Raw genomic sequence first — 12775 nt, forward strand, 5'->3', positions numbered from 1 at the left:
TCAGAGACGATCGAAAGCCAGAGTAGGCACATCGACGATCGACGACCCGCCATCCGCGACGAGCGTCGCGCCCGTCACGATCGACGCCGCCGGTGACGCGAGGAACGCACACACCTGCGCGATCTCGTCGGCATGGGCGGCGCGCCGCAGCGGCACGTCGGCGCAGACGCGCGAATACGCTTCGTCGAGCGTGTCGCCGTGGTGCTGCATCAGTGGCTGCATCTCTTCGTCGGCCATCGGCGTGCGCACCCAGCCCGGACATACGGCGTTCACGCGCACGCCATGGGGGCCGTAGTCGCGTGCGAGCGACTTCATGAGACCGAGCAGCGCATGCTTGGCCGTCGTGTAGCCGCACACGGCGGGCCCTGCCGCCAGCGACGCAATCGACGCGACGAGCACGATCGATCCGCGTCGTGCGATCAGTTGCGGCAGACAGGCGCGCGCGCTGACGAACGCGGTGTCGAGATTCGCACGCATCGCGGCGGACCATACGTGGTCGTCGGTCGCTCCCGCCGTGCCTGCGCCGAGACCGCCCGCGCAGGCGATCAGCGTGTCGACGCCGCCGTGCGCTTCATCGAGTCGCGCAATGAAGCGCGTCCAGTCGGCGGCGCTGGCCGCATCGCCTTCGAGCACCAGACCACCCGTTCGCGCCGCGACCCGTTCGAGCGGTGCGCGGCGGCGGCCGACCAGCGCGACGCGCGCGCCCTGTGCCGCGAACAGTTCGGCACAAGCCTGGCCGATGCCCGTGCCCGCGCCCGTGATGACGACGCTGCGCGGCGTCGACTGATTCGTTTCTTCCATGCCCGTTCCTCGTGCGTGTGTCGATGAGAGTCGATGAGTGTCAGACGAGTCTAGGCACGAGACAGATCACGCACCATCGGGCAAAAGGATGACAACGCAGCGTGGATTTGCCGATTCAGGCTCACGGCGTCGCGATGCGCGTGAGTACCATCGGTCGGGTCGAGCCTCGACCGGCTCATGAAGGAGACGTCATGCTCTGCGAACCCTGTGTTCGGACACACGGCGACATGCGGCACACCACGCGCGACGACCCTGCGCTCGAGGCCGCCGTCGCCACGCTCGCCAGATTCGTGCGACCCGGCGCGACCGTGTTCTATCGGATCGGCAGCGACTGTCAGCCGTCAGGGTTCGAACTGTTCGGGCTCGCCGAAGTGATGCATCGCACGTACCTGCAGCGCTATTGCCTGCTCGATCCGCTGCATCCTTCGCGCTATGTCCAGCAATGCGGCAGCGTGCTGACGCTCGCGGGCGAACTGCCCGAGACGCTGCGCAGCCAGTCCGTCTACTGGCAGCGGTTTTTGCGGCCTCATCGGGTGATCGACGTGATGGAAGTGCTGTTACGCGATGACGGGCGTATCGCGGGCGCGTTTTCTCTGATGCGCTTCGCGCCCGATGCGCCGTTTTCGCAGCAGGAGATCGAAAGCGCGAACGCGCTCGCGCCGCTGCTCGAAGTCGCGCTGACTGCAAGCCTGCGTCGCGAGCCGGCGTTGAGCCTTCGGGAGCGTGCGGCGAATGCGCCTGGGCGTGCCGCGCGTCTGACGCATCGCGAGGAACAGATCGCGAGACTCGTGCGCAACGGGCTCTCGAACAAGGCGATTGCGCGTGATCTTGCGCTTGCGCAGCCGACCGTCAAGACGCATCTGCTGCGCATGTTCCGCAAGCTCGGCGTGTCGAGCCGCACCGAGCTGATCGGCGCGCTGTTTCATTGAGTAGAGACGGCTGCGATGACCGATATCGTTCTCGCCGCGCAACCGTCCGCCGAATCGCCGGCCGACAGCGGTCTGCTGCTGTATGCGGTCGCGGCCGTTCCCGTCGAGCCGGCGGGCGCACCTGGCTGGTTCCGTCGCGTGCCGCAGCGGGGCGCCGCCGTGATCTCGCGCGAAGAAGATGTATCCGATGTACTGCTGCGTCTGCCGAACTGCTGGAACATCGCCGACGCCGCGCGTTGCCGCGGCCTGCACGACGACACAGACATTCTCACGGGCGACCCGCGCTTCAACCGCGGTTTCGACGAGACTGCCTTCGCCATCGTCGCGCACGACGACGGCACGCGCTACGTGATGCTGATGCAGGTGAACGCCGCCGAGGCCGTGCTGATGCCCGAGCGCATCTTTCGCAAGCGCGCCTGTTTCGAGCGCTGCGTGTGGCCTGACGGCGCGGTGTCCTGTCCCTGAACGTGCGTCGTCGCGCATTGATGTTTACCCGCAAGCCGTCGTCGAACTGCCAATTTGCGCTAACGCCCGGCAAAAGGCGTCCCTACAGTCGATCCGACATGGCTGCGCGGCGAGCCCATTCGTCACGCAACGCCCGACCTCAATGCCCACTGCGAGACATATTCATGAGTAGCGATGCAAAAGTCCTGATCAACGAAAGCGTGCGCGCGTTCATCGGCCGCGAACTGGGTCTGTTCATCCAGGGCGGCCCGCAGCCCGCGCATTCGGCGCAACGGCTGAACGTCTTCGATCCCGCTACGGGCGAAGTGCTGACGACGGTGCCGGACGCCGACGCGACGGACGTCGACCGCGCCGTGACGAACGCGCGCGAAGCCTTTGAGCAGCGCGTCTGGAGCGGCCTGCGTCCCGCCGATCGCGAACGCATCCTGCTGCGGCTCGCGGATGTGATCGAAGCGAACGCCGAAGGCCTCGCGCAACTCGAGACGCTGAATCAGGGCAAGTCGATCAACATCTCGCGCGCGATCGAAGTGGGCGCGACGGTCGAATACGTGCGCTATATGGCGGGCTGGGCGACCAAAATCACGGGTGAGACGCTCGACGTGTCGATTCCCTTTCCGCCCGGCACACGCTATACGGCGTTCACGCGCAAGGAACCCGTCGGCGTGGTCGCGGGCATCGTGCCGTGGAATTTCCCGTTGATGATCGCCGTCTGGAAGCTGATTCCCGCGCTCGCCGCAGGCTGCACGATCGTCATCAAGCCGTCGCCGGAAACGCCGCTGACGGCGCTGCGGCTCGTCGAACTCGCCGTCGAAGCTGGCATCCCGCCCGGCGTCTTCAACGTCGTGACGGGCGGACGCGAATGCGGCGCGGCGCTCGCATCGCATCCCGGCATCAGCAAGATTTCGTTCACAGGTTCGACGCCGACAGGCAAGTTGATTGGCACGGCTGCCGTGCAGAACATGACGCGCTTCTCGCTCGAACTGGGCGGCAAGAACCCCGCCGTGATGCTCGCCGACGTCGACGTCGATCAGGCCGTGCAGGGCGCGCTCGCGGGCGGCTTTCTGAACCAGGGGCAGGTGTGCGCGGCCGTGTCGCGCATCTACGTGCATCGGAGCAAGTACAGGCAGATCGCGGACGGACTCGCCGACGTCGCGCGCTCGATGACGCTCGGTCCCGGCCTCGATCCCACCGCGCAGATCAATCCGCTCGTGTCGGCGCATCATCGCGAGCGCGTCGAGCAGCATATCGCGCAGGCGAAGGCAGAAGGCCTGCGCTTTCTGGCAGGCGGCACGCGCGTCGAGCGCGCCGGCTTTTACGTGAACCCCACGGTGATCGCCGACGTGCCGCACGATGCGTCGATCGTGCGCGACGAAGTGTTCGGCCCTGTGCTCGCACTGATTCCGTTCGACGATCCCGCCGAAGCCCTGCGTCTCGCCAACGATTCGCCTTATGGCCTCGCAGCGAGTTTGTGGAGCAACGACCTGCGCGCCGTGATGAATCTCGTGCCGCAGATCGACGCGGGCACCGTGTGGGTGAATTGCCATGTGCCGCTGGATCCGTCGATGCCGTTCGGCGGCTACAAGCAGTCGGGCATCGGCCGCGAATTCGGCAAGTACGCCGTCGAAGGCTTCACCGAAACGAAATCGGTGTGCATCGCGCACTGAACCGGACGGCCGCTCGTCGGGCGGAATTTTGACGGGCCGGGCCTGATCCCTCGTGCTGGATTAAGATAGCCGGATCATGCAGCACGCAGTTGCACGGACTCAGTGCCCGCCGCGCACGCGGCGGCGCTGACCGACAGGAGAGGGGAGATGGATTTCAGGGTCAGCGCGCTCGCCGACGTGCATGATCATTCGCTTGCGCTCAACGGCTGGGAGCAGGTCTACCGGCAGATGACGCCGGGACGCTTCGAGAGCAAGCTCGTTCAGGCGACATCGGCGGAGTTCTATTTCTTCCGCGAGTCGACCAACCGCCGCGTCGTGCAGGCGGGCGTGTCGCCCGCCGGTTTCGCGTCGATCGCGGTGCCGCTTTACGCGCCGCTGCTCGGCACCTTCCAGGGCCGCAAGGTCGACGGCTATGCGCTGATGATGCTCGGCTCCGGCGAGGAATTCCGCTTCTACACGCCCGAAGCGATGCACTACGTCGGCGTGAGCCTGCCTGTCGAAACAATGACGGAACTCGTCGCCGTGACCGTCAGCGAAGAAGCGGCGCGTCTGCTGAAGCACAACGTGTTGCCGTTTCCCGCCGAAGCAGCGGCTGCCCTCCAGAGTCGCCTCGTACCGTTCCTCGATGCCGCCGAGCGCGACGCCGAAACATTCGCGCATCCCGCCTCCATCAAGCGCTTCCAGGACGAAGTGCTGAGCGTGCTGTTCGGCCTGCTGGAAGGCGCAACGAACTCGCACCGCGACCTCACTCACACCACGTACAGCGATATCGTGCGGCGCTGCGAACGCATCGCGCAGGAGAACACGCTGGAGCCCGTCACCGTACTCGATCTTTGCCAGGAGTTGCGGTGCAGCCGGCGCACGTTGCAAACCAGCTTCCAGCGCGTGACGAACATGACGCCCGTCGAGTATCTGCGCTCGCTGCGTTTGAACGCCGTGCACAGGCTATTGCGCTCGACGAACGCCGAAGAACTGCTGATCGGTGATGCCGCCGCGCGCCTCGGCTTCACGCATCTCAGCTACTTCGCCCGCGAATATCGCGACCTGTTCGGCGAACTGCCTTCGCAGACCTTGCGCAAGAGCTGACGTTCGCCTTTCGTCTATCGATCGCTAATCGCCTTCTGATCGCGTTAACCCGTACGCTGTACAAGTGCGCGTCTCGGCAAATACCCTGGTTGAGTCCATTCAGCACGCGGGTTGCCAATTTGTGCTGCCGGTCTTCTATTTTGGTTTCCTACATTGCACTCGACGGCGGCGCGTTGGCGTGCAGTGTGCAAGGTCCGATGCGACGCCCCGATTGAAGCACAAGGCTATCCTCGAATGGAGCGAGACCTCATGAATGTCGCTGCAGAACCAACGCCCTCGACCGAGCTCCGCAAAGGCGCGCTCGGGCTGGGGTTCATCGTCTTCTTCGTCATTTCGGCAGCGGGCCCGCTGGTCGCAATTGCGGGCGGCTTTCCGATCGGCATCATGCTCGGCAACGGCGCGGGCACGCCTGCGCTGCTGATCGCCACCGTCGTGATCCTGCTGCTGTTCGCAGCGGGCTACACGGCGATGGCGCGCCACATCACGAATGCGGGCGGTTTCTACGCGTTCACTGCGCGCGGCCTCGGCGGCACGGCGGGCGGCGCGGCCGCGTTGCTCGCGCTGCTCGGCTACAACACGATGCAGATTGGCCTGTACGGGATGTTCGGCGCGGTGTCGTCGGGCTTTCTCGCGACGCACTTCGGTGTGAACGCGCCGTGGTGGGTCTGCTCGCTGGTCGCGATGGCAAGCGTTGCCGTGCTCGGATACCGGCAAATCGATCTGTCCGCCAAGGTGCTGTCGCTGCTCGTGCTGGGCGAATACGTGGTGGTGCTGATTCTCGATCTGGCAATTCTGCGCAGCGGCGGCGCGCACGGCATCGACGCCGCCTCGTTCACGCCGCGCGTATTCCTGAGCGGCACGCCGGCGATCGGCTTCCTGTTCTGCTTCGCGAGCTTCATCGGCTTCGAGGCGACGACGATCTACAGCGAGGAAGCCAAGGACCCGCAGCGCACCGTGCCGCTCGCCACGTATATCTCGGTCCTGCTGATCGGCGGGTTCTATGCGTTCTCCGTGTGGTGCATGGTGATCGGCGCGGGTGCGGGCGACATCGTCAAGACACTGACGGCGCTGTCCGATCCGACCACGTTTCTCTACACGCTGTCCGATCACTACGCGAACCGCACGCTGACTGCCGCGATGAGCGTGCTGTTCATCACGAGCGTCTATGCGGGACTGCTGGCGTTTCACAACTCGGCGTCGCGCTACTTCTACGCGAGCGGTCGCGAAGGCTTGCTGCCGAAGTCGATGGGACGCACGCATCCGTTGCATAGCAGCCCGCACATCGGTTCCCTGTGGCAATCGGGCATAGCGGCCGCGGTCGTGATCGTCTTCATTGTGATGCGCGCGGACCCCGTGCTCACGCTGTTCTCCTGGCTCACTAACGTCGCGACGCTGTGCATCATCGCGTTGATGACGCTGTCGTCGGCGGCCGTGTTCGCGTTCTTCAGGCGCATCGGCACGCGTCACGAAAGTGCGTTGCGTGTGGCGGTGTTTCCGGTGGTGTCGGGCGTGGCGCTCGCGGCTGTGCTGGTGCTCGCGATCGCGAATTTTCCGCTGCTGACAGGGGCGGGCGCGGGGCTGTCGTATGCGCTGACGGCGCTTCTGCCCATCTTCGCGATCGCCGGTGTCGTGACGGCGCGGCGTCTGCGGCGGCGCGACCGCACGGCTTACGAGCGACTCGGCAGTTCGCGGCTCTGAACATGCGTCAAAACGCGACGGCTGCGCGATAGCGGGCAGCGACACGCGCGGCATCGGCTTCTAACGCATCTCCTTCTTTTTTCTATTTCGACACGCCGGATGACGATTCATCGCGGTAAGGGTGGCGTTCGTCCTGGCGTTCGACTTCACATCGGCCTGACTATGAAAAAGCAACTACTTCTGTCGACGTTGTTGTCCACCAGCGTGCTCGGCGCAGGCATGCAGAACGCGCACGCGCAAAGCAGCGTGACGCTGTACGGCACGGTCGATGCCGGCGTCATCTATTCGACCAACCAGCAGGTGACGGCCGCCGACGGCTCGGTGCACGGCGGCCATGCCGTGCAACTGGGCGGCGGCAATCTGGTGCCGTCGCGTTGGGGCTTCATGGGCACGGAAGACCTCGGCGGCGGACTCAAGACCACGTTCGCGCTCGAAAACCAGTTTCTGACGGGCACGGGTGCAATGCTGCAAAGCGGCTCGCTGTTCAACCGGCAAGCGTGGGTCGGCTTGCGCGACGACCGTTTCGGCACGCTTAGTTTTGGTCGCCAATACGACTCGTATTCGGATTTTCTCGGCGTCTATGCGTCGAGCAATGCATGGGCGACGCTGTACGGCTCGCATTTCGGCGACGTCGATAACCTCAACGAAGCCTTCAACATGAACAACGCGGTGAAGTTCACGAGCGCCGACTTCGCGGGCTTCACGTTCGGCGGCACATTCAGCTTCGGCGGACAGGCGGGCGATTTTTCGGCGAAGCGCGGCTATGCGCTAGCGGCTGCCTACAACAACGGACCGATCTCGTTGAGCGCCGGCTACATGACGCTCGACAATCCGCTCGATGCCGCATTGGGCGGCAGCAGCGGCTACATCGGCGACTTCTCGTGCGCCAACGCGGCGGCGAGCTATTGCCAGTTGCAGAACGCGGCGGCCATCAAGGCGTGGGGCGCGGGCGGCTCGGTGAATATCGGCCAGGCGACGGTCGCCGTGGTGTACACGCACACGCGGCTCGAAAACAGCGCGTATTTCGCCACGGCGGCGCAAGCAGGGCGCGACGTGTCGTTCGATATCGCGGAACTGAACACGGTCTATACGCTGACGCCTGCATGGACGCTCGGCGCCGCCTACATCTTCAACAGCGCGAAGCCGAGCGGCGGCAGTTCGACGCGTTTTCATCAGCTGAACCTCGGCGCTAACTACTCGCTGTCGAAGCGCACCGCGCTGTATGCCGTTGCGATTGCGCAGAAGGCGTCGGGCGCGGGGCTCGGCATCGATCCCTCGACGGGCGCCGCAGCCAATTACGCGCAGATTCCCAATCTCGTGAACAGCAATTCCGATCGTCAGCTCGCCATCATGGCGGGCATTCGGACGAACTTCTGATTTCGAAAGCGACGTGACTGCAAGCGCAGGTTGTTTTGCCGATTTGTGCTCACTGCCCGATATATGTCGCCGCAGAATGACTCATCGACAACCTCGGCGACACTGCGCCGGCAGAGCTTCAAGGCAGGGCTTTAACGCAGCGAAGTCCGTTTTCGGATTGTCGCGGCAAACCAGGGGCAAGAGCATGCATGCGGATGAAACAGCGACCTACTACACGGCCACCAAGAAGTACGAGTTGAGCTTTCCGTCTCTCGAAGACGACATTCAGGCCGAAGTGGTCATCATCGGCGGCGGCTTTTCGGGGATTCACACGGCCCTCGAACTCGCTGAAAACGGCGTCACGGATGTCGTGGTTCTCGAAGCGCGTTATCTCGGCTACGGCGGCACGGGTCGCAACGGCGGACAGGTGATGGCAGGCATCGGTCACGATCTCGATGCGATCAAAAAGGATGTCGGCGAAGAGGGCCTGCAGGCGATCTTCGCGCTCAGCGACCTCGGCCCGCAGATCATGCGCGAGCGGATCGCGAAGTACAACATCGACGCCGATTTTTGCAGCGGCTACGGCTACATGGCGTACAACGAGCGCCAGGCGAAGACGCTGCGCAGCTGGGAGAAGGACTTCAAGTCGCTGGGCTCGCCGTACGAGATCCGCTATGTCGAAGGGAAGGATGTGCAGCAGATCATCGGCACGGAGGTGTATCGTGCGGGGCTGCTGCATATGGGCGGCGGTCATGTGCACTCGCTGAATCTGCTGCTCGGCGAAGCGAAGGCCGTGTCGGAGATCTACGGCGTGCGCATCTTCGAATACAGCCCCGCGCTGGATATCACGTATGGCGATCGCATTCGCGTGCGCACGGCCAAAGGCAGCGTCGTGGCGCGCCGCATCGTGTGGGCTTGCGACGGCTTCAACAACGGCATCGAACCCGAACTGCATCGCAGCACGATCAACGTGTATGCGTACAACTCGATGACGGAGCCGTTGAGCCCCGAACTGATCCGGCGAATCAGCCCGATCCACGGCGCGTATAGCGACATCCGTCCCGTGATCAACTACTACCGTGTGACGAACGAGAACCGGTTGCTGTTCGGCTCGTCGACGTCGCTGGTCGAGCACATTCCGTCCGACCTCAAGGAGTGGAATCGACGGCTGATGGTGGAAGTGTTTCCGTATCTCGAGAACGTCAAGATCGATCTCGCGTGGGGTGGACCGATGGCCTCGACGCTCAACCTGTTTCCGCAGATCGGCACGCTGCCGGATCGTCCGAATGCGTTTTTCGTGCAGGGCTACTCGGGCTTCGGCGTCACGCCGAGTCAGATCATCTGCAAGATTCTCGCGGAAGGGGTGCTCGGCGGATCGGAGCGTTACAGGCTCGTCAGTTCGATTCCGCGCGCGTCGATTTCCGGCAAGGACAAGTATCGCGCGCTGCTCGTGTCGCTCGGCAAGGTCATGCATCAGACGTCCGGTTACTGGCACGGACGTCGTTAACACATCGTTTTTATTTTATGGAGTAGCAACATGAGTCTTACTGCAATCAAACCTGGTATTGCAATATCCGAGCTGGATTCCTGGGGAAGCCTGTCGGGCATCGGCGGCGAGATCCTGGAAGGCGGCGATGTGCAGGCGTACGGCAAGCTCACGCACGGCGCGCCCACCGAGCCTGTTTCGGCCGCTTACTTCGGCACGTCGAAGGGCCGGTTCCGCCTCGTCTATCCGTTTGACGAGCAGGCGGTAATCGTCAGCGGCGAAGTGAAGATTACCGATGAGTCGACGGGCGATACGCGTCACTTCAAGGCCGGCGATTCGTGGTTCGTCAAGAAGGGCACGTCGACGGTGTGGGACGTGCTGAGCGATGGATTCGTGAAGCACTATCTGGCTGTGAGTTGAGGCTTTGGGGCCAGCCTGCCCCGAATGGATCAGGACGTGCAGGCCGGCCAGGGCAGCGCGCTCGCGCGCGTGCCCGCCTTGCGTCCAACGATCTCATAGATCGACGCCTCGTCGTGCTCGAATGCTTTCGCCCAGTCGCGCAAGTATCTGGACCAGGTCTGAAAGCTCCGCTCGTCCACAAGCTGCCGCAGCGCCGCCTCTTTCGCCCTGAAGTTGGCTTCCCACAAATGCATCGTCCGTACGCAATGCTGTCGCAGGTTCTCGATGCATGACACTTCGAGGCCGCCTTCGCGCATTGCCGTCAACGCGTAGCCGAGGTCGGGCAGTTCATCGTCGGGGAACACGTATCGGCTGGAAAATGCGGTGTCGTCGATCGTCGGTCCGCCGCCGCCTGGACCACTCGACATGATGCCGTGACTGATCAGCACGCCATCCGTTTCGAGGCGCTCCTGCAAGGCAGCGATGTATTCGGCCAGATCGCTACGGCCTTCGTATTCGAACATGCCCAGACTCGTGACCCGATCGAACCGGCCTTCGACTTCCGGGTAGGCCTGCAGCCGTATCTCGACGCTATCCATCAGGCCAGCCGCTTTCACGCACTCGGTGGCCCAGTCGAACTGGTTTTTCGACAGCGTGATGCCAACGCAGCGCGCGCCGAATTTTTCGGCGGCGCGGATGACGAGTGCACCCCAACCGCAATCGATGTCGAGCAGCCGGTGGCCTGGCTGCAGACCGATTCTGCTCAGGACATGATCGATCTTTTTCAGTTGCGCGGTGGCGAGGTCTTCATCGCCGTTTTCAAACCGGGCGCACGAATAGACCATTCGAGGGTCAAGCCACATCGCGTAGTAGTCGTTGGGAACGTCGAGCAGATGGCGCTCGCGTTCCGATGGCTGCGCTCGCTGTGCGGAAACGTTTATGCGCGCACGAACCTCGTTGACCCATCGCGTGATCTTTCCGTTTTCGTACATCTGTCTGTCTCCAGCGGGATAAATGCTTCAGTGCTCCACGTCGGCATGCTCGCCCGGTGCATCCTGACGCTTGTTGGTCGGTGCAAAACGCTCGCTTCGCGGAACCCACACACGGCGAAATTGCTCGAGCTCGCGTTCCTCGGCGAACACGGAGAGTGATGGTTTGACCAGATCGTGTCGGGAAACAATGCCGAGCAGGCGATGCGTTTTCTCGCTTTCGACGACGGGAACGCGGTCAAGGCCGGTGATGGCGAGTCGCGCGGCCACGTTTCTGCATGTCTCACCGGGCAGTGCAATTTCGAGCTTCGCATGCGCGAAGAGCATGCCGAGCTGCATATCGCCTCTCGCGGCCGATACCGCGTCAAGGAGTGCGCGATCCGCCATGCCGACAAGAAGACCGGAAGCAACAACAGGATAGGCGCGATACTTCTGGCCCGGGCCGAAATGATGGCGAAGCGCATCCGCAACGCTTACGTTTGCATCGATGGTCTGGACGGCACGTGTCATGACCTCGTCGACATAGTGTCGTTCGAGCGGGTCGATGCTGTATTCGCGATAGATGTGATAGCCGCGGCGAGCAATCTTTTCCGTGAGGATCGAGCGCCGCATGAACAGGACGGTAAAGCCGTAGGCGACGGCCGAAGCCGCCAGCAGCGGGAGCAGGGCGTTGGCATCGCCAGTCAGTTCGAACGCGAACACGGCTGCCATCACGGGCGCGCGCATCATGCCGCCGAGCGCGGCAGCCATGAAAATGAGCGGCCACACGGCAGGTTCGCCGCCCGGCATATAGGGCGCGGCAAGCGCGCCCACGCCGGCGCCCATCATCAGCAATGGCGCGAGCACACCGCCCGACGTGCCCGAGGCGAGCGCGATCACCCAGATCACGGCCTTGACGAGGACGATCGAGATAACAGCCTGCACGGCAAGGTGGTTTTGCAGCAGATCACCGATAACGTCGTATCCGACGCCGAGCGTGCGCGGCTGGCAGTATCCGCCGATCCCGACAGCGACCGCGCCCAGCGCCGGCCACCACATCCAATGGATGGGCAGTCTGCCGAAGAGATCTTCCACTTTGTAGAGCCACGTCGACAGACCCCATGAAAGTGCACCGGCGATCAATCCCGCGACGGCCGACGAAACCATGCCGAGCGGGCCGAGCGGAAGCGTCTGCAAGGGGAAAAGTGGACCGCTGCCCAGAAGCAGCGGCCGCGTAAAGCCCGCCACGGCACACGCGATAGCAACGGGCAGGAGGCTGCGAGGACGCAACTCGAAAAGCAGCAACTCGATTGCCAGCAGCACGGCGGCGACAGGTGTGCCGAATACGGCGGTCATGCCGGCTACCGCGCCCGCCACCAGCAGCGCCTTGCGTTCGGCGCTCGAGAGGTGAAAGTACTGCGCGACGAGTGAACCGATTGCGCCGCCCGTCATGATGATCGGCCCTTCGGCGCCGAAAGGCCCGCCGCTTCCGATAGCAATCGCTGAAGCGAGCGGCTTGAGGATCGCTACTTTGGGGGACATCTTGCTCTTGCCGAACAGAATCGCTTCGATCGCCTCGGGTATGCCGTGGCCGCGAATCTGCTCCGAACCAAACCGCGCGATCAATCCGACCAGCAGGCCGCCGATCACGGGCACGGCAATAACGGCGAGCCCGAGCGTGTTCTGCGACGGAGAATGGTTTGCCGTCGACGCCGTCTGGAAGAAAAACAGGTTGGTGAAGAAGCGGATGAGATGCAACAGGAAGTCCGCCGCGACGGTGCTCAGCACGCCGCCGACAGCCGCGATGGCACTGATTCGCAGAAGCCGGACGTCCGTCGCGAAGTCGCCTTTGTGCTCGCTTTGCTCACTCATGATTACCTTGTCTGGTAGCCGAAGATCTGCAGCGTCGAGGGTTATTTATAT

At 63.5% G+C, this 12775-nt stretch carries 11 protein-coding genes; 8 read left to right on the forward strand and 3 right to left on the reverse strand.

What is annotated here, in order from left to right; genetic code table 11:
* Complete coding sequence (locus tag QEN71_RS34450) at positions 1-801, reverse strand: SDR family NAD(P)-dependent oxidoreductase (protein WP_201647763.1); 801 nt, start codon at positions 799-801, stop codon at positions 1-3.
* 227 nt (positions 802-1028) lie between these two features.
* On the opposite strand from QEN71_RS34450, the gene QEN71_RS34455 reads away from it, so the two are divergent.
* The 8 genes from QEN71_RS34455 to QEN71_RS34490 all read left to right on the forward strand — a co-directional run bounded on the left by QEN71_RS34455 (position 1029) and on the right by QEN71_RS34490 (position 9905).
* Complete coding sequence (locus QEN71_RS34455; protein WP_233471667.1) at positions 1029-1730, forward strand: helix-turn-helix transcriptional regulator; 702 nt, start codon at positions 1029-1031, stop codon at positions 1728-1730.
* A gap of 15 nt (positions 1731-1745) precedes the next feature.
* Positions 1746-2195, forward strand: coding sequence for a hypothetical protein (locus QEN71_RS34460; RefSeq protein ID WP_201647767.1), 450 nt, complete (start codon positions 1746-1748; stop codon positions 2193-2195).
* Positions 2196-2359: 164 nt separating this feature from the next.
* Entirely contained in the window at positions 2360-3859 is a 1500-nt protein-coding gene (locus QEN71_RS34465; protein WP_201647769.1) for an aldehyde dehydrogenase family protein, read from the forward strand.
* Between the two features lie 147 nt (positions 3860-4006).
* Complete coding sequence (locus tag QEN71_RS34470; protein WP_201647771.1) at positions 4007-4945, forward strand: helix-turn-helix domain-containing protein; 939 nt, start codon at positions 4007-4009, stop codon at positions 4943-4945.
* A gap of 249 nt (positions 4946-5194) precedes the next feature.
* Positions 5195-6643: an APC family permease gene (locus QEN71_RS34475; protein WP_201647773.1), complete on the forward strand. Its 1449-nt coding sequence runs from the start codon at positions 5195-5197 to the stop codon at positions 6641-6643.
* A 162-nt stretch (positions 6644-6805) separates the two neighbouring features.
* A complete protein-coding gene (locus tag QEN71_RS34480) occupies positions 6806-8020 on the forward strand; it encodes a porin (protein WP_201647775.1) in 1215 nt (404 codons plus the stop codon).
* A 184-nt stretch (positions 8021-8204) separates the two neighbouring features.
* The gene (locus QEN71_RS34485; RefSeq protein ID WP_201647777.1) at positions 8205-9506 is read left to right on the forward strand and encodes an NAD(P)/FAD-dependent oxidoreductase; all 1302 of its coding nucleotides are present in this window, start codon (positions 8205-8207) and stop codon (positions 9504-9506) included.
* Positions 9507-9536: 30 nt separating this feature from the next.
* Positions 9537-9905 carry a cupin domain-containing protein gene (locus QEN71_RS34490; protein WP_201647779.1) on the forward strand — a complete coding sequence of 123 codons (369 nt, stop codon included), beginning with the start codon at positions 9537-9539 and terminating at the stop codon, positions 9903-9905.
* 29 nt (positions 9906-9934) lie between these two features.
* Here the strand turns inward: QEN71_RS34490 and QEN71_RS34495 are convergent, their stop codons facing one another.
* Together QEN71_RS34495 and QEN71_RS34500 are read right to left on the reverse strand one after the other, a co-directional pair.
* Positions 9935-10876 carry an SAM-dependent methyltransferase gene (locus QEN71_RS34495; protein ID WP_201647781.1) on the reverse strand — a complete coding sequence of 314 codons (942 nt, stop codon included), beginning with the start codon at positions 10874-10876 and terminating at the stop codon, positions 9935-9937.
* A 27-nt stretch (positions 10877-10903) separates the two neighbouring features.
* Positions 10904-12724 carry a chloride channel protein gene (locus QEN71_RS34500; RefSeq protein WP_201647782.1) on the reverse strand — a complete coding sequence of 607 codons (1821 nt, stop codon included), beginning with the start codon at positions 12722-12724 and terminating at the stop codon, positions 10904-10906.
* Positions 12725-12775 lie beyond the last annotated feature (51 nt).

Source organism: Paraburkholderia sabiae, from assembly GCF_030412785.1.
Classification (GTDB): domain Bacteria; phylum Pseudomonadota; class Gammaproteobacteria; order Burkholderiales; family Burkholderiaceae; genus Paraburkholderia; species Paraburkholderia sabiae.

Excerpts from the sequence above, each read along its gene's own strand:
- QEN71_RS34450 (WP_201647763.1), bottom strand. The coding sequence starts at position 801 with ATGGAAGAAACGAATCAGTCGACGCCGCGCAGCGTCGTCATCACGGGC.
- QEN71_RS34460 (WP_201647767.1), top strand. The coding sequence starts at position 1,746 with ATGACCGATATCGTTCTCGCCGCGCAACCGTCCGCCGAATCGCCGGCC.
- QEN71_RS34470 (WP_201647771.1), top strand. The coding sequence starts at position 4,007 with ATGGATTTCAGGGTCAGCGCGCTCGCCGACGTGCATGATCATTCGCTT.
- QEN71_RS34480 (WP_201647775.1), top strand. The coding sequence starts at position 6,806 with ATGAAAAAGCAACTACTTCTGTCGACGTTGTTGTCCACCAGCGTGCTC.
- QEN71_RS34495 (WP_201647781.1), bottom strand. The coding sequence starts at position 10,876 with ATGTACGAAAACGGAAAGATCACGCGATGGGTCAACGAGGTTCGTGCG.
- QEN71_RS34455 (WP_233471667.1), top strand. The coding sequence starts at position 1,029 with ATGCGGCACACCACGCGCGACGACCCTGCGCTCGAGGCCGCCGTCGCC.
- QEN71_RS34500 (WP_201647782.1), bottom strand. The coding sequence starts at position 12,724 with ATGAGTGAGCAAAGCGAGCACAAAGGCGACTTCGCGACGGACGTCCGG.
- QEN71_RS34465 (WP_201647769.1), top strand. The coding sequence starts at position 2,360 with ATGAGTAGCGATGCAAAAGTCCTGATCAACGAAAGCGTGCGCGCGTTC.
- QEN71_RS34485 (WP_201647777.1), top strand. The coding sequence starts at position 8,205 with ATGCATGCGGATGAAACAGCGACCTACTACACGGCCACCAAGAAGTAC.
- QEN71_RS34490 (WP_201647779.1), top strand. The coding sequence starts at position 9,537 with ATGAGTCTTACTGCAATCAAACCTGGTATTGCAATATCCGAGCTGGAT.
- QEN71_RS34475 (WP_201647773.1), top strand. The coding sequence starts at position 5,195 with ATGAATGTCGCTGCAGAACCAACGCCCTCGACCGAGCTCCGCAAAGGC.